15 protein-coding genes are annotated in these 15,535 nt (G+C 67.8%); 7 read left to right on the top strand and 8 right to left on the bottom strand.

What is annotated here, in order from left to right:
* Nucleotides 1-16 precede the first annotated feature (16 nt).
* The gene (locus tag OG474_RS05620; protein WP_405061120.1) at nt 17-1,087 is read right to left on the bottom strand and encodes a LacI family DNA-binding transcriptional regulator; all 1,071 of its coding nucleotides are present in this window, start codon (nt 1,085-1,087) and stop codon (nt 17-19) included.
* A gap of 250 nt (nt 1,088-1,337) precedes the next feature.
* Here OG474_RS05620 and OG474_RS05615 point away from each other — a divergent pair, with 250 nt between their 5' ends.
* Nucleotides 1,338-2,543 (top strand): ROK family protein, encoded by a 1,206-nt coding sequence (locus OG474_RS05615; RefSeq protein WP_405061119.1) that lies wholly within the window; start codon nt 1,338-1,340, stop codon nt 2,541-2,543.
* Here OG474_RS05615 and OG474_RS05610 read toward each other — a convergent pair.
* Nucleotides 2,540-3,778 (bottom strand): family 16 glycosylhydrolase, encoded by a 1,239-nt coding sequence (locus OG474_RS05610; RefSeq protein ID WP_405061118.1) that lies wholly within the window; start codon nt 3,776-3,778, stop codon nt 2,540-2,542. The two genes, OG474_RS05615 and OG474_RS05610, sit on opposite strands and share 4 nt — an antisense overlap.
* A gap of 257 nt (nt 3,779-4,035) precedes the next feature.
* On the opposite strand from OG474_RS05610, the gene OG474_RS05605 reads away from it, so the two are divergent.
* The 3 genes from OG474_RS05605 (at nt 4,036) to OG474_RS05595 (ending at nt 7,217) form a co-directional block, all read left to right on the top strand.
* Complete coding sequence (locus tag OG474_RS05605; RefSeq protein WP_405061117.1) at nt 4,036-5,931, top strand: ricin-type beta-trefoil lectin domain protein; 1,896 nt, start codon at nt 4,036-4,038, stop codon at nt 5,929-5,931.
* A 104-nt stretch (nt 5,932-6,035) separates the two neighbouring features.
* On the top strand, nt 6,036-6,851 hold the full coding sequence (locus tag OG474_RS05600) for a GyrI-like domain-containing protein (protein ID WP_405061116.1): 816 nt from the start codon (nt 6,036-6,038) through the stop codon (nt 6,849-6,851).
* Nucleotides 6,852-6,863: 12 nt separating this feature from the next.
* A complete protein-coding gene (locus tag OG474_RS05595) occupies nt 6,864-7,217 on the top strand; it encodes a VOC family protein (RefSeq protein WP_405061115.1) in 354 nt (117 codons plus the stop codon).
* On the opposite strand, the gene aac(3) is transcribed toward OG474_RS05595, so the two are convergent.
* The 6 genes from aac(3) to OG474_RS05565 form a co-directional block, all read right to left on the bottom strand.
* Nucleotides 7,218-8,015 carry an aminoglycoside 3-N-acetyltransferase gene (gene aac(3) / locus OG474_RS05590; protein WP_405061114.1) on the bottom strand — a complete coding sequence of 266 codons (798 nt, stop codon included), beginning with the start codon at nt 8,013-8,015 and terminating at the stop codon, nt 7,218-7,220.
* A 960-nt stretch (nt 8,016-8,975) separates the two neighbouring features.
* Complete coding sequence (locus OG474_RS05585; RefSeq protein WP_405061113.1) at nt 8,976-10,253, bottom strand: MFS transporter; 1,278 nt, start codon at nt 10,251-10,253, stop codon at nt 8,976-8,978.
* A 78-nt stretch (nt 10,254-10,331) separates the two neighbouring features.
* A complete protein-coding gene (locus OG474_RS05580) occupies nt 10,332-10,964 on the bottom strand; it encodes a histidine phosphatase family protein (protein WP_405061112.1) in 633 nt (210 codons plus the stop codon).
* Between the two features lie 34 nt (nt 10,965-10,998).
* The gene (locus OG474_RS05575; RefSeq protein WP_405061111.1) at nt 10,999-11,142 is read right to left on the bottom strand and encodes a hypothetical protein; all 144 of its coding nucleotides are present in this window, start codon (nt 11,140-11,142) and stop codon (nt 10,999-11,001) included.
* Nucleotides 11,129-12,289: an N-acetylglucosamine-6-phosphate deacetylase gene (gene nagA, locus OG474_RS05570; protein ID WP_405061110.1), complete on the bottom strand. Its 1,161-nt coding sequence runs from the start codon at nt 12,287-12,289 to the stop codon at nt 11,129-11,131. The genes OG474_RS05575 and nagA overlap by 14 nt, the downstream gene beginning before the upstream one ends.
* The gene (locus tag OG474_RS05565; protein WP_405061109.1) at nt 12,286-13,035 is read right to left on the bottom strand and encodes a 6-phosphogluconolactonase; all 750 of its coding nucleotides are present in this window, start codon (nt 13,033-13,035) and stop codon (nt 12,286-12,288) included. The genes nagA and OG474_RS05565 overlap by 4 nt, the downstream gene beginning before the upstream one ends.
* 195 nt (nt 13,036-13,230) lie before the next feature.
* Between OG474_RS05565 and OG474_RS05560 the strand changes: the two genes are divergently transcribed.
* The 3 genes from OG474_RS05560 (at nt 13,231) to OG474_RS05550 (ending at nt 15,523) form a co-directional block, all read left to right on the top strand.
* Entirely contained in the window at nt 13,231-13,557 is a 327-nt protein-coding gene (locus tag OG474_RS05560; RefSeq protein ID WP_405061108.1) for a hypothetical protein, read from the top strand.
* On the top strand, nt 13,554-14,582 hold the full coding sequence (locus OG474_RS05555) for a LacI family DNA-binding transcriptional regulator (protein WP_405061107.1): 1,029 nt from the start codon (nt 13,554-13,556) through the stop codon (nt 14,580-14,582). Before OG474_RS05560 ends, OG474_RS05555 begins: the two co-directional genes overlap by 4 nt.
* Nucleotides 14,583-14,872: 290 nt before the next feature.
* Complete coding sequence (locus tag OG474_RS05550) at nt 14,873-15,523, top strand: DedA family protein (protein WP_405061106.1); 651 nt, start codon at nt 14,873-14,875, stop codon at nt 15,521-15,523.
* Nucleotides 15,524-15,535: the final 12 nt, after the last annotated feature.

Here is a 15,535-nt window from a genome sequence, read left to right as displayed (position 1 = left end):
CCCCGCCGCCGGAGCCTCAGTGGTGGGACCTGGTGCTCTGCGTCAGGGCACTAGCGGCTGGGGCGGGCGCGCTGGTCCTCGGGGTGGACTTGGGAGCGGTTGAGCTGCGGACGATCAGCGTCGTGGGCAGCACTTGGGGTTGCTCGGGCAGCGGGGTGCCGCCGAAGTAGCCCATCAGCATCCGGGCCGCGGCCTGACCCATCTGGCGCATCGGCTGATGCACCGTGGTCAGCGGCGGTTCGGTGTGTTGCGCGTACGGGATGTCGTCGAAACCGACGACCGACACGTCGTTCGGCACGTTCCGCCCGGTCTCCCGGACGGCCTGGATGGCGCCGCCGGCGGACAGGTCGTTGTGCGCGAAGACCGCGTCGAAGTCCAGACGCTGGTCGAGCGCCTGCTGGACGCCGTGGCGTCCGCTCTCGTGGGTGAAGTCGCCCTCGTACACGAGTCTCGGGTCGAGCTCGATGCCGGCTTCGGCGTAGGTGTCGCGGAAGCCGTCCAGGCGTTCGTGGGTACAGCCGAACCGTTCGACACCGGTGATCACCAGCGGCCGGTGCCGGCCGAGTTCGAGCAGGTGCCGGGCGGCGGACTGCCCGCCGGCGTAGTTGGTGGTGGCGACGGACGGGAACTGGGGGCGGTGGTCGCGGTCGTCGATCAGTACGACGGGCAGGCCGCGGGCATGCAGCTGCTCGATGTAGGTGAGCGTGCCCTCGGGCTCGATCACCAGCAGGCCGTCGAACGACTGCGCCGACACCTGGGAGGCGAACTGGTGCATGGATTCCGCGCCGCGGTTGAAGGTGAACAGCAGCAGGCCGTAGCCCTCACTCTCGACCACGTCGACCGCGCCCTGCAGCACCTCGCCCATCCAGGGCCAGGTGAGCGACGGAACCAGCATCCCGACGACCCGGGTCCGGCCACGGGCCAGACCGACCGCACGAGCACTCGGCACGTAGCCCAGCTCGGCGATCACGGCGCGGACCCGCTCGGCGGTGCGCAGGTCGAGCTCACCCTTGCCGTTCAGGACGCGCGACACGGTCGTCTTGCTGACGCCGGCACGTGCTGCGACGTCGGCGATGGTGATGGACACGCGGAATCTCCCCTCGGGCGGTGGGGTGGCGGATGTTGCCGGCTTGTTGCGCTCCCGTTGCGGAACCGGTTTCGGAAGCGGTTCCGTAGAGTGAAGCCGAGTGACCCAGGTCTCGTCAATCACGGTGCGGTAACGAATCAGGACTTAATTCACGACTTGGAGAAAGTCACCCCTTCCGGGCCGGAGGTTCGGCGTGATGGACTCGGGTCCAGCGGCCGACCGGAGGCCGGAGCAGGCAGGGGCTGGGGCAATGGAGTATCGGCGGACGACGGTGCGGGACATGCGCCGGTCCAACCGATCGGTGATTCTGACCGGCATCTACCGCGACGGACCGCTCAGCCGGCAAGAGCTGAGTGTCCGTACGTCGCTCAGTGCGGCCAGCGTCAGCAACCTCGTCACCGAGCTGATCGCCGAAGGCGTCGTGGAGGAGGCCGGCTCGGTCGAGTCCGAGGGTGGACGCCCCCGGGTGCTGCTGCGGGTCGCGCGTGAATTCCGGTACGTCGTCGGCGCCGAGGTCGGTGAAACCCGGGTCCGGGTCGAGTTGTTCGACCTGGCGCTGAACGTGCTCGCCACGGTCGATCATCCGATCGACGCGCCGGAGCCTGAAGTCGTCGTGAAGCACGTGCTGGAAGGGCTGACGACCGTGATCAGCACCTCCGGCGTACAGCCGTCGCTGGTGCTCGGAGTCGGCGTCGCGGTCTTCGGAATCGTCGACGCGGCGGCCGTCGTCCATGCCCAGACGCTCGGCTGGGACGCCGTACCGTTCGGGCAAATGCTTGCCGAGGGCACCGATATTCCGATCCTCGTGGACAACGGCGCGAACACGCTCGGCCAGGCCGAGATGTGGTTCGGCGCCGGCCGCGGCGCGACGGACGCGGTGGTCGCGCTGGTCGGCTCAGGTGTCGGCGCAGCCCTTGTCACCGGTGGATCCAGCTACCGCGGCACCCGCAGCAGCGCGGGCGAGTGGGGACACACCACGATCATGTACGGCGGCCGCGGGTGCCGGTGTGGCGCCGAGGGATGCCTCGAGGCGTACGTCGGGGCCGAGGACGTGCTCGACCGCTATCGCCAGGCGGGCGGGGAGCTGTCGGCCGAGGACGAGGAGGCGGCGTTCGCCGAACTGCTCGAGGCCGCGGAGAATTCGGAGGTCGCGGCAACGATCGTGGCGGACACGATCGGCTATCTCGCGGCCGGCTTCGCGAATCTGGTCAACCTGGTCAACCCGGAGCGGATCGTCCTGGGCGGCTGGGCCGGACTGTTGCTGGGGGAGCGCTACCTGCCGCGCTTGCGCGAGGAGGTCGGCAGGCACGCACTCCGCCAGCCGTATTCCCAGGTCTCGATCGTGCTGTGCGAGTTGGGCCGCGACGCCGTCGCACTCGGCGCCGCGACCCTTCCGATCCTGCGCTTGCTGCGGAACGGCGGCGCACTACCGTCGTCCCGCGTGCCTACCCACTAGGCGATATTCCACTTCTGGTTGGCGCCGCCGCCGCAGGTCCAGATCTGCGTCGGGGTGGCGTTCGCCGCATTGTTGCCGGTGACATCGAGGCACTTGCCGCGGTTCACGATGTCGTTGTTGCCGTAGGACCATTGCTGAGCTGCGTTGCCGTTACAGGTCGCTATCTGGACCCGGGTGCCGTCCGCCGTACCGGCGTTCGCCACGTCGAGGCACTTGCCGAGGGCACGGATCGTGCCGTCGCCCGGACGGGACCACTGCTGGGCTCCCGAGCCGTTGCAGTCGTAGAGCTGCACCGTCGTACCGTCGGCGGGGTTGGCGCCGGCGATGTCCAGGCACTTGCCGGCCAGACCGGTGATCTGGCCGGTGCCGCCGCTGCTTTCCAGGGTGGAGACGCGGACGTAGTCGATCGTCATCGTCTGCGGCATCTGGGTGGAGCCGTCGGGGTAGCCCGGCCAGTAGCCGCCGACCGCGACGTTCATGATCATGAAGAACGGGTGGTTGAAGACCCACTGGTCGCCGCCCAGGTCAGCGGGCGTCCGGCGCTGGTACTGCACGCCGTCGACGAACCAGGTGATCGAGTTCGGCGCCCAGTCGACCCGGTAGGTGTGGAAGTCGTTGCGGAAGGGCTGGCCGTTCGGTGAGTTGTACGCCGCGCCGATGCCCTCGGCGCCGGAGTAGCCCGGGCCGTGGATGGTGCCGTGCACGGTGTTCGGCTCCCGGCCGATGTTCTCCATGATGTCGATCTCGCCGTTGTTCGGCCAGCCGCCACCTTGGGCGCCGAGCATCCAGAACGCCGGCCACACACCCTGGGTGCCCGGGATCTTGATCCGGGCCTCGAAGCGGCCGTAGGTCTGGCTGAAGGTCTGGGCGGTCAGCAGCCGGGCCGACGTGTACTGGCACGGGCCGTAGTGGCACTGGAAGCCGCCGTTCTCCTGGCGGGCCGTGATCACCAGGTTGCCGGCGCCGTCCTTGGCGGAGTTGCGGGTGCTGTTGGTGTAGTACTGGCGCTCGTCGTTGCCCCAGCCGGAGCCGCCGATGTCGTAGCGCCACTTGCTGGAGTCCGGCGCCTGGCCGGCCGGTCCGTCGAAGTTGTCCTCGAAGGTCGTCGCCAGTACGGCGTCGGCGGCCTGCGGGGCCTGTTGCTTGGCTTGCGCGGGTGCTTGCAGAAGGCTGGTGCCGACGATCGCGGCACCGATCGCGACGATCGCCGCGACGCGGGAACGCTGGAGTCTCATGCGTGCCTCACTCTTTCAAGGGGGCGGAGTTCACGGGGGCGGAGCAGGAACGAGACAGGGATTGGTCCGGGAGCTTGGCGTGAGAACGCTCTCAGGTCAAGGCCGGGACTAAATAAAAGACCTGAAAAAAGTCCGGGCTGTGGCGTTGACACCGGTGACCACCGATGGTTCCCTCGTGCTGACACACCGTTGCGGCGCGGGCAGACGCCACAACACGCCCCCTGTCTGTATTTCCTTGCTCACAAGGGAGACCGCCCATGCCCGCGAACGGGTTTCATCGTCATGCCCGCAGACGCCGCGTCCTGCCGGTCGCCGTGGCCGCGCTCAGCGTGGTCGCTGCCGGCCTCGGAATCGGTACGGCGACCGCACCCGCGGCCCAGGCCGCCGGTGAGCAGGTCAACGTCTACCTGACCACCACCAACGACTCGGCCGGCCAGAACGTGACCCGCGGACTGCAGCAGCAGACCCCGATCAACTTCGGCCCCGCCGGCGGTTCGGCGAACCAGACGGTCACGGTCAACGAGAACACGACGTACCAGTCCTGGGAGGGTGGCGGCGCGTCCTTCGCCGACAGCTCCGCGTGGCTGCTGAACAGCAGCAACACGATCTCGGCCGCGACCCGCAACCAGGTGATGAAGGATCTGTTCGACCCCGTCAACGGGATCGGGCTCTCCTTCACCCGGAACCCGATGGGCGCCTCGGACCTGGCCCGGTTCAACTACTCCTACGACGACACGTGCTGCGACCTGAACGACTTCAGCATCAATCACGACCTGGCGGACGTGGTCCCGCTGACCAAGCAGGCCAAGCAGCTGAACCCCAACCTCAAGGTGATGGGCTCGCCGTGGAGCGCGCCGGCCTGGATGAAGGACAACAACAAGTTCACCAACCGCGGTTGGCTGAAGGCCGAGTACTACCCGATGTACGCGCAGTACTTCGTCAAGTACGTCCAGCAGAACGAGGCCCAGGGCAACCACATCGACTACGTGACGGTCCAGAACGAGCCGACCTGTTGCGGTACCGACGACACCGGCTACGCGTCGATGAACTGGAACGGCGCCGGCCTGCTGAACTTCACCAAGAATCACCTGTTCCCGGCGTTCCGGGCGGCCGGGATCAGCACCAAGGTGATGGTGCTGGACTACAACTGGGGCAACTACAACGACCTCGGCTCGGTCCCACTGGCTGACGCCGGTCTGCGCAACGACCCGCTGTTCGGCGGAATCGCCTGGCACGGGTACGGCGGTGACGTGAACCTGCAGACGCAGATCCACAACCAGTACCCGGCGGTCAACGCCTACATGACCGAGCACTCGGGCGGCACGTGGATCGGGAACCAGCAGGTCGAGGACATGAACAACCTGATCGACTACACCCGCAACTGGGACAAGTCGTGGATCAAGTGGGGTCTCGCACTCGACCAGAACCACCTCCCGTACGTCGGTGCGGGGTGCAACGTGTGTACCGGCTTGGTGACGGTGCAGCGTGGTGGCAGTCGTGCGGGGCAGGTGGACAAGACCGTCGAGTACTACACGATGGGACACCTGACCAAGTTCGTGCGGCCGGGCGCGCTGCGGATCGACTCGACCGCGAACGCGTCGGTGAAGAACGTGGCGTGGAAGAACCCGGACGGGTCGAAGGCGCTGATCGCGTTCAACACGACCGGTGGATCGCAGTCGGTGCGGGTGAACTGGGGTAGCCAGTCCTTCACCTACACGCTGCCCACGAAGACCTCGGCGACCTTTGTCTGGAGTGGCACGCAGGGCGGCGGTGGCACCGGTGGTCAGATCACCGGTCTGGCCGGCAAGTGCATCGACATCGCCGGAGCGAACCCAGCAGACGGTACGGCGGTTCAGCTGTACGACTGCAACGGGTCGACGGCGCAGCAGTGGACCCGCTCCGGTAACACTCTCCAGGCGCTGGGTAAGTGCCTGGATGTCTCCGCCGGCGGTACTGCTGACGGCACGCGAGTTCAGCTGTGGACATGTGTTGCCGGGAGTCCCAATCAACAGTGGACCTACTCGAACAACGATCTGGTGAATCCACAGGCTGGGAAGTGTCTGGACGTGACCGGGAACAACTCGGCCAACGCGACGCCACTCCAGCTCTGGACCTGTGGCGGCGGCGCCAACCAGAAGTGGACCATCTCCTGAGCTAGCAGTCTCTTCCTGCTCGTCCTGCCATTTGCCCGCCCGGCCGCCCCCGGGCGGGCCTTGGTAGTTGACCCTCCGGCTACCGGAGGGTGCAAGCTTGCGACATGACGGCGACAGTGACGGTCGGCGAGTTCTCGCGGCTAACTCATTTGAGTGTGAAGACCTTGCACCACTACCACGAGATCGGACTGCTCGCGCCGGTCGCCGTGGACTCGTCGTCCGGTTACCGGCGTTACAGCACGTCGCAGGTCGCCACCGCGCTGCTGATCCGGCGGCTGCGCGACCTGCGGATGCCGATCCCCGACGTACAGGCGTTGGTATCGTCGACCGACGAGGCTGCTCGTGAGGAAACCCTGCGCGCGCATCTCGACCGCATGGAGCGAGAGCTCGCGGTCACCCGCGACGTCGTCACCTCGCTCCGCACTCTGCTGACGTCGTCGCCGGAGCCGATGCAGGTCGAGTATCGGTACATTCCTCCGTTCCGGGCGTACGGAGTGCGTGGTCACGTCGAGCGGCCGGAGATCGGTCCGTGGTGTGTCGATGCCTTCGGTCGGCTGGATGCGTTGGCCTCGGCCCACGAGATCCGGGCGACGGCGGGGGCGACGTACAGCGACGACTTCTTCACCGAGGACGCGGGTGAGGTGGTCGCGTTCCTGCCGGTCGCGCCGACGCAGGAGCCGGCTGATGGCTTCTCGCTGGTCGACCTGCCGGGTGGGTACTTCGCTATCACTGTGCATGTCGGCGCGATGGCCGACTTCGATCGCACGTACGGCGCTCTTGGTTCACACGTTGCTGAGCATTGCTCGGTCGCGCCCGGGCCGATCCGCGAGCTGTACGTCGTCTCGCCGGGAGACACTCCCGACGAGTCCTCCTACCGTACCGAGGTCTGCTGGCCGATCCAGCAGATTCCCCTGCCCTGAAAGGTTTGAACCATGTCCATCACTCTCGAGAACATCGCCTTCGACTGCGCCGACGCAGCCACCCTGGCCGCCTTCTGGGCCGGCGTCCTGTCGGTCGACGTAGATGCTGAAGGCAACGAGTTCTTCGCCACCGTGAACCGCGCCGCCGACGGGCCCACGCTGATGTTCCTGCAGGTCCCCGAAGCCCGCACGGTCAAGAACCGCCTGCACCTCGACCTCGCCACCGCCGACTGGTCCACCGAGCTCGATCGCCTGATCGCCCTCGGCGCCAAGCGCGTCGACGAGCACAACGAGTACGGCACGCACTGGATCACCCTCGCCGACCCCGAGGGCAACGTCTTCGACCTCGCCGAACACAAGGCCTGATCAGAACCGCTCGTCGATCCACGTTGTTGCGTGGTCGACGAGCGGACGGGCGGGGAAGAGGTGGCAGTCGGCACCGAAGACGTCTGCTTGGCGACCGATCCCGGCGGCCAGTGCTGACTGGGCGATCGCCTCGAGGTAGTTCGATTCGGCGTAGTCGTAGGCGCCGGCTGAAGTGTCGATCTCACGGAACTGCTGCCAGACGGTGCCGTGGTCGGTGCTGACCGGCATCTCGTAGGTGGCCCAGCGTTTGGGTTCGGCGGTTGCGATGCGTTCGGCGTGATGGATGAGCGTGATGCTGTCCAGCGGTGCGCCGAGCATGAGCACGGTCGCGTCTGCCTCGACCAGCCGGGCGAGGGGCGATCCGGGTCCCCACGGATCATCGGCGTACCGGCTCTCGGTGAGCCAGCCGGCTTGGGGGCCGACGGCAACGAGGTTCATCTCCGGGTGTGCGCTGCGGTAGGCGCCGGGCCAGGTGCGGATGCGTTCGGGCAGCCGACCGTGACTGCGGCGTGCCTCGGAGATCGCGGAGTCGAAGGGCGGCAGACCAGCCCGATACGCCGCCTGCCGCTGCTCGGGCCATTCGGCCAGGTGGAACGGGTTGTCCTCCCAACCGGCGTACGCGGCGATCGTTCCTTGCGTTGCGGTGAGGAGCGCTCGCAGTACCCCCTCGACCCCGCCAACAACCCAAGGCAACGCCGACAACCGACTGTGCACCATCACGATCCCCCCAACCGGCACTCCAGATTCGGTAAGCGCCCCGGCAAGCTGGTCTGCAGTGATCCACTGCGGCCTCTCCATCCCCCAATCCTCCCCAATCCCACTAACGTCCGAACAACCGCAGTACACCGTCGGCGTGTTCGCGGACACTAGCCGCCCTCGCCCCCGCTTTGCGGTAGATCGCTGCCGTCGCGCCAAAGGTGGGTCGGCTGCTCTTTGTGCGCGAACGTCATCTTTGGGCACCCACCAACCGTTTCCGGGGCCTGCTGATGACTGGTGCGTGCACAAAGATGCGCTTCGTGCACAAGGGTGCGGGGGCTGCTCTTGGGGCAGCCGCGAGTCCGCGGAGCCACTGCCGCCAATCACCCACCTCAGCCCTAGCCTGTCAGCCGCAGGCGACGGGATCGCGGTCGCTGGGTTCGGCATCCGGCTCAGCCATGCGCTCTGCTCGCTGCGTGTTTCAGTCGGCCGGTGTTGGCGGTCGGGCGGGTGCAGACCGAAAAGCCTCGGCCAGGGGCGTGGGTTTGTGGTTGATCGCCGCGACCGGCCGATCTGAAAGACAGCATGGCCGGCCGCCGCAGTGGCTGAGGTGGGTGGCGAGGCCGCGACCGCGATCCCGTCGCCTGGGCTTCCGGACTTTGGTTGCGGTTCAAGAGCGCAGGCCACCGGGAGCTGCCCCGATCTCCCTGCGCGCTTTTGCTTGCCCGTGTTCGTTAGCCGGTGGATTTTCGTCGCCGGGGCCCCAAAATCCACCGGATAGCGCGGCGCTCTGCGCCTGCACCGGCGCAACCACCCGAAACGACGCCGGGTGGCCCCTGGTCCAGCCGTCTCGCGGACCGCCACCACTGACCAACCTCCGCCGGGTCCACCTCGCCACGCTCAACCGACGCCCGAAAACCCTCGTCGGAGTGAGTTGGTCAGTGGCGCAGGTCCGCCGCGGCCATTCAGCTCAGCGCCGACCTGGCCCCCACGGCTTCTTTGGTGGCCGTCTTTGGTGGTTGAGACGTGGTGCAGACCGAAAGGCCTCGGCCGGGGGCGGGGCTAGGGGAGGGGGTGGGGGGTGCGTTTTAGGAGGGTGTAGGCGCCGGTGGTGAGGGCGGCGAGGGTTAGGGCGGCGGCGCTGAGGCTTAGGGACCATTTGATGCCGATGGCGGCGCCGGTGAGGCCTACGGTGAGGCCGCTGCCGATGCGGAGGCCGCCGGAGGAGGTGTTGTAGAGGCCGATGATTCGGCCTCGGTCGGCGGGTGGGGCTTCTAGTTGGACGACTGTTTGGGTGACGGACATGGCGACGAAGTTCGTCACGCCGCTGATCATCAGGACGATGAGGGCCAGGACGTAGTTGCTGGTGAGGGCGAAGACGACGATGCTCAGGCCGTAGAGGACGGTTCCGACGACTGCGGTTCGGACGGTCGGGCGGAGCCAGCCGGTGGCTTCGATGACCAGGCCGCCGACGACTCCGCCGAAGCCCGCGGCGAACAGCAGAGCGCCGTACGTGATGCCGGCCGATCCGGCGCCGAGTTGTTCGGCGAACTCTGGCATCGCGGTTTGGATGGAGGCGCCGACGAAGAAGGAGCCCAGGCCGGCCAGGATGATCATGCCGCCGATGGTGGGGCCGATCGAGGCGCCGCGGGCGGCGCGGAGGGCGGCGATCGGGCCGGTTCGTGCTCGGGAGGTGACGCCTTCGCGGACGTGGCCGGTGAAGCGGGTGCGGAACAGGAAGATCGTCAGCGGTAGGTAGACCGCGATGTTGGCGAAGATGCCACCGGTCGGTCCGAGCAGGAGCAGGAACAGGGATCCGACGACCGGACCGCACAGTACGCCGAGACTGCGGAAGGTCGCGTTCAGGCGGACGGCGCTGGGGAGATCATCGCGGCCGACGAAGTCGTGCAGCATCATCTGCTCCGCGGGACCCCACAGTGCGCCGGCGCAACCGTGCAGCACGAGTAGGACGCAGGCGTGCCAGATCTGGAGCGAGTCGGTCAGGAAGAGCAGTCCCCAGCAGAGCGAGACGAACATGAACAACGCCTGCGCGGACTGGATGATGCGGCGACAGTCGTACCGGTCGGCCAGTGAACCGGACAGCACGGAGAAGAGCAGGAACGGCAGCCAGTGACTGATCACCTGGAACCCGGCCAGCGCCGGTGAATGGAACTCGCGCCACAGCACCCAGTACGTGATGACGTGCTCGATGTTGTCGCCCATCATCGCCAGGCCGGTGCCGAACAGGTACGGCCTGGAGTTCCGGTTCCGGAGTGCGGCGAAGCGTGGCACCTGGGCGGGTTCCGGCTGGTGGTCGGTCGAGCCGCAGGCTCGGCACATGTGGTCCTCCTCGCGAGGCACTGTGCCTCGTGCAAGCAACCCTAACAGATTCGAGACACGGTGTCTCGATACTGGATCTCAGTCGCAGTTCTGCAGGTGGGCGGTCTCGTTGACGGCGAGGACCTGGTGGCTGTGGTGCGAGTCGTTGCGGCGGAACGTGGTGATGCCGCCGGAGGTCAGAGTGAAGTAGCCCCGGTCGGCCGAGGCCAACGGCATCCCCAGCCAGGCGGTGATCAGGTAGCTCGAGGCGGAGCCGTGGGACACCACGATCTGGGTCTCGGCCGGTCGGCGGACGATGTCCTCGAGGGCGGGGTAGAGGCGCTCGAGCATGGTCAGCCGGGTTTCGGCGCCGGCCGGGCCGTCGTGATGGCCGAGGCGATCGCCGTACTCGGGCATCGGGATGCGGCGCTCGGACAGCCAGGCTTGCGGGCGGCCGTCGGCTTCGCCGTTGGATCGCTCGCGAAGGCGGGGATCGAGCTGTACGTCGACGCCGAATCTGCGCGCGATTCGCGCTGCCGCCTGGCTGGCTCGGCTGAGATCGGAGGAGTGGACCTCGACCGGCTGGTCGCCGATCTTGCTCACCAACGCGTCGGCGATGCATTCGGCCTGCTGGTGGCCGCGGGGTGTCAGTTCCGAGTCGTACCAGCCGCCGACCAGGCCGTCGATGTGGTGTTGTGACTCGGGATGCGTGACGAGGTAGATGTGTTTCATGGCCCCATTCCTTCGTGTGAAGGTCCCGAGCCTCTCACGGGTTCGCCCTCAGAGCTGGGGGGATTTTCGAGCGGTTGATGGCACCGGCCTCGTCGCGGGCCAGGTTGGTGATCGCGGTAGTCAGGCGAGCGGCGTACTGGTCGGTCAAGGACGCGATGGGCTCGTCAGGGGAGGGCATGGTGCGTCCATGTGCCTGCTCGCATGGTGGCTTGGACTGTTAGGTCGGGGGCCAGGATGGCTAGGTCGGCGTCGTAGCCAGGCGTGAGGCGGCCTTTGCGGTGGGCGAGGTTGAGGACTCGCGCGGGGCGGGTGCTGGTGGCGGCGACGGCTTCGGGGAGCGGCCAGTTGAGGGTGTGGTGGAGGTGGGTGAGCATGCCGTCGAGCGGGGTGGTGCTGCCGCCGAAGGCGCTGGCGCCGACGACCATGCCGACGCCGGAGGCGACCTCGCAGTCGATGACGCCGAGGCGATAGCGGTAGCCCTCGGGCATGCCCGCGCCGGCCGTGGCGTCGGAGACGATGACCAGGCGGTCGCCTAGGCAGCGGCGAGCGATCTCGATCAGGGTCGCCGGAAGATGGTGGCCGTCGGCAATGATTTCGCCGATCAGGTGGGTGGAGGCCAGGGACTCTTCGATGAGACCGGGGAGCCGCCAGGGGCCATCTCGGATCAGCGTGGACTGGCAGCTCCACAGATGGGTCAGATGGGTGAGGCCGTTGTCGACCGCGGCGGTGAGCTCGGGGGCGCGGGCTTCGCTGTGGCCGGCGGCAACGACCACGCCGGCTGAGGTGAGGCGGCGGGTGAACTCGGGGATGCCGGGGAGCTCGGGAGCGACGGTGACCATGGTGATCAGGTCGTTGCGGGCCAGGATTTGGTCGGCTTCGTCCGCGGTGGGCGGGCGGAGGGCGGCTGGGTCGTGGGCGCCACATTGGGAGACGGCGAGATACGGGCCCTCGAGATGTACGCCGTACAAGGCTGGGTTGGTGCTCTTCGTTGCGGCGAGGGCGTCGAGTTGGCGGTCGAGGTCAGCGGGGAGGGCCGAGACGAGAGACGCCTGCAGGGTGGTGACGCCGTGGCGGGCGTGGAAGTCGAGCACCTGCTGGTGAGCGGCCGGGTCGGCGTCGTCGAAGGAGTGTCCGCCGCCGCCATGGACGTGCAGGTCGATCAGGCCGGGGACGATCGTGTGGCCGGTCAGGTCGTGCGCTTGCGCGGAGGCCGGTACGTCGGACGCCGGGATGATCGCTTCGATCCTGCCGTCGCGGATGACCAGCGCGCTGTCCTCGACGAGCGTGTCGTCGAGCACGAGGGTGGCTCCGGTCAGGATGGTCAACGCGGGTCCGATTCGGTGTCGAGGAAGAGGCGGACCCTCGCGTGCGTGCGGAGCGCCGTACCGGGGTGGTCGGGGCCGATCGGGCGGGTGAGCGTGTCGTGGACGGCTTGACGTTTCGGGGCGCCGGGGACGGAGGCGATCACGTCGCGGGTGTTCAGCAGGCGCGGGATGGTGACGGTGACGGCGTGCGTCGGTACGTCGGACGGGTGGGCGAAGTTGCCTTCGTCGACCTGCTGGCGGCGGCTGGTGTCGTCCAGGGCGACGACCTTGGCGGCGCGCGGGTCGTCGAGGTCCGCGGGCGGGTCGTTGAAGGCGAGGTGTCCGTTGACGCCGAGCCCGAGCAGGACCACGTCGAACGGGGCGTCGCCCATGAGCTGCTCGTAGTGTCGGGCGGCGGCTTCCGGATCGGTGCCGGGGGCAACGGGGTGGAAGGTTGCTTGCGGCACCTGGTTGAGGAAGGTCCGGTGCAGCCAGGTGCCGAACGCTTGTGGAGCTGCTGCGGGGAGGCCGACGTACTCGTCCATGTGGAAGAACTCGACGCGGCTCCAGTCGAGGCCCGGGGCTGCTGCGAGAGCTTTGAGGGTTTCGGCCTGGCTCGGCGCCGCGGCCAGCATGACGCGCGCGCCGGAGGTCCACTCGATCGCCTGCCGGATGCGCTCCGCGGCCCAGGTCGCGGCAGCCTGCCCGAGCGCGGGGCGGGTCGGGTGGGTGCTGATCTGCGGGGCATGGTCGATGCCGACGGTCATGCAACTTCTCCTTGGTTGGCGGCTATCACAGTACGTCGAGGGTGGCGTGCACGGCTGAACACTCGGCGGCAGCGGGGGCGGCGCTCGGCGGTGCGGGCCTTCAGCCCACCCTCATGTCAAAGGTTTGCACAGATTGACGTGCTTCGTCATGCAGAAGCAGGTCTTCCGTGGGTTGACCGAGGGAGCGCTGAAGGGATGAGTACGCCGACGGTCGCACTGGTCGGTACGGCGGCGTTGGTCGACCTGACCTTCGACGCGGAGACGCGGCGACTTGTCGACATAGCGGGTGCGGATCCGCTGATCGACCTGGACGCGGTGCGACCGTTCGTTGCTTTGGTGAACCAGGCGGTCGAGGTGAACCGGTACGCATTCCTGGCAGCCTGCGCGACGGAGTGCGTTGCCTGCCGGGTATCTCGGACCTCAGCGATCGGGGTCGTCGACGCTGGTAGCCTCTTCGCCGAGCTGGGATCCGGCTGGTCCCGTCGGCCGGTCGATCCCGTGGACCGGGAGGCAACGAGATGACTGCAAGGACCAAGCCGGCAACGCTGAAAGACGTCGCGCTGGCTGCCGGGGTCTCGATCTCGACGGTGTCCCGGGTGTTCTCCAGCCCGGGCCGCATCTCGCCGGAGACCTCCGACCGGGTCCGCGAGATCGCCCACAAGCTGCGCTTCACGCCGAACGTGATGGCCCGCTCGCTGATCACCGGTACGTCGCCCAACATCGGGCTGGTCGTCCCGGACATCACGAACCCGTACATGACCACGCTGCTCAAGGCGGCCCAGAAGGTGTCCCGCGGTCACCAGACCGGCATTTTCGTCGCGGACACCGACGACAACGCGGATATCGAACGCGAGGTCTGCGAGCAGTTCGCCCAGCAGAGCCGCGGCGTGATCCTGTGCGCGCCCCGGATGACCGCCTCACACATCCGCGAGCTGAGCGGGATCGTGCCGCTGGTCCTGGTCAACCGGGTCGTCGAAGGCATCCCGAGCGTCTACACCGATTCCCGGGCGGCGCTCCGCGAGCTGCTGGACGAGCTGGTCGAGCTCGGGCATCAGTGCGTCGGCTACCTGCCGGGTCCGGCGGGTTCCTGGTCGAACAAGCAGCGCGCCCGGACAGTGGCCGACCGAGCCCGGACGCACGAGATCGAGCTGGTCCGGCTCGATCCGACGGACGGTACGCACGCGGACGGCGTACTGGCTGCGGATCAGGTGATCGAGCTGGGGATCACCGCGGTGCTGGCGTTCGACGACGTACTGGCTGCTGGTCTGGTCGAAGGGCTGCGGCGGCGTGGCAAGTCAGTGCCTGAGGACGTCAGCGTGACCGGGCACGACGACATCCTCTCCGAGCTCGTGCATCCCGGGCTCACCACGATCGCCGGGCAGAGCGCCCGGGTCGGGCAGCTCGCGATCTCACGGCTCCTCGGCGGTTCGGGACCGGACGCGGGGTCGGGCCCGGAGTTTGGCGTGCCGCTGGACGAATCCGTGGGCGTCAAAGCCACGGTCGTCCGCCGGCACTCGACGGCCGCACCGCGGTCGCGTTCCGACTGATCCTTCCGCTTCCGAATCGCAGTTGCTGTGATCGCCGTGGTGTCGTTGTTGTCGACCGGGACGGCGTCCTGCGGGACACCGACGACCTGAGCATCTCGGGCACGGTCATCGTGCCGAGCGACGGTACGGCGCCGTTCCGCGTTGGGACGCGCGATTTCCTGTCCTGTTTCCAGGGCGCGGTCGGCAAAGTGGCCGTGTACACCAAAGAACTGACGGCTGGTCGGATCGTGGCTCACCACAGCGCTATGTGAGAGCGACTCAGGGTTGTCCCTGATGGGTACTTTGTGGAAATGACTCTCCTCCAAGCGACCCAGGAACCGACCGGTCTGGCCGGGTGGGCCACCGATCTGATGGAGAAGCTCGGTGCGCCCGGCGCCGGACTGGCCGTCGCTCTGGAGAACCTTTTTCCACCGTTGCCCAGTGAAGTGATCCTGCCGCTGGCCGGGTTCGCGGCCAGTCGCGGCGACCTCGGCCTGGCCGCCGCGATCATCTTCACCACGCTCGGCTCGGTGGTCGGCGCCCTCGCCCTGTACGGCGTGGGCGCGGGCCTCGGCCGGGAGCGGACCCGCGCGCTCGCCGGGAAACTGCCGCTGGTGAAGGTCGAGGACGTGGACAAGGCCGAGGACTGGTTCAACCGGCACGGCGCGAAGGCGGTGCTGATCGGGCGGCTGGTGCCCGTGGTCCGCAGCCTGATCTCGGTGCCGGCCGGGGTGGAGCGGCTGTCGGTGCCGCTCTTCCTGCTGCTGACCACGGTCGGGAGTGGGATCTGGAACACGTTGCTGATCGTGACCGGGTACCAGTTGGGCGAGCGCTGGCACGTGGTCGAGTCGTATGTCGGCGTCTTCCAGTGGGTCGTGGTGGCCGGTGCCGTCGCCGCGGTCACCTGGTTCGTCGTTGTCAAGCTTCGGGCGCGCAGCTCAGCATCTGAGAAAGTCAAGTAGCGGGCTGGACTT

The organism is Kribbella sp. NBC_01505, from assembly GCF_045040285.1.
Taxonomy (GTDB): domain Bacteria; phylum Actinomycetota; class Actinomycetes; order Propionibacteriales; family Kribbellaceae; genus Kribbella.
The sequence above is the reverse complement of the archived record's forward strand: the minus strand, read 5'-3'. Positions and strand labels throughout refer to the sequence as shown.

What these genes read in the sequence shown, in the direction of transcription:
- OG474_RS05615 (WP_405061119.1), top strand. Translation starts at nt 1,338, where the DNA reads ATGGAGTATCGGCGGACGACGGTGCGGGACATGCGCCGGTCCAACCGA.
- OG474_RS05555 (WP_405061107.1), top strand. Translation starts at nt 13,554, where the DNA reads ATGACTGCAAGGACCAAGCCGGCAACGCTGAAAGACGTCGCGCTGGCT.
- OG474_RS05605 (WP_405061117.1), top strand. Translation starts at nt 4,036, where the DNA reads ATGCCCGCGAACGGGTTTCATCGTCATGCCCGCAGACGCCGCGTCCTG.
- OG474_RS05560 (WP_405061108.1), top strand. Translation starts at nt 13,231, where the DNA reads ATGAGTACGCCGACGGTCGCACTGGTCGGTACGGCGGCGTTGGTCGAC.
- OG474_RS05580 (WP_405061112.1), bottom strand. Translation starts at nt 10,964, where the DNA reads ATGAAACACATCTACCTCGTCACGCATCCCGAGTCACAACACCACATC.
- OG474_RS05600 (WP_405061116.1), top strand. Translation starts at nt 6,036, where the DNA reads ATGACGGCGACAGTGACGGTCGGCGAGTTCTCGCGGCTAACTCATTTG.
- OG474_RS05585 (WP_405061113.1), bottom strand. Translation starts at nt 10,253, where the DNA reads ATGTGCCGAGCCTGCGGCTCGACCGACCACCAGCCGGAACCCGCCCAG.
- OG474_RS05595 (WP_405061115.1), top strand. Translation starts at nt 6,864, where the DNA reads ATGTCCATCACTCTCGAGAACATCGCCTTCGACTGCGCCGACGCAGCC.
- OG474_RS05610 (WP_405061118.1), bottom strand. Translation starts at nt 3,778, where the DNA reads ATGAGACTCCAGCGTTCCCGCGTCGCGGCGATCGTCGCGATCGGTGCC.
- OG474_RS05575 (WP_405061111.1), bottom strand. Translation starts at nt 11,142, where the DNA reads ATGCCCTCCCCTGACGAGCCCATCGCGTCCTTGACCGACCAGTACGCC.
- OG474_RS05550 (WP_405061106.1), top strand. Translation starts at nt 14,873, where the DNA reads ATGACTCTCCTCCAAGCGACCCAGGAACCGACCGGTCTGGCCGGGTGG.
- OG474_RS05565 (WP_405061109.1), bottom strand. Translation starts at nt 13,035, where the DNA reads ATGACCGTCGGCATCGACCATGCCCCGCAGATCAGCACCCACCCGACC.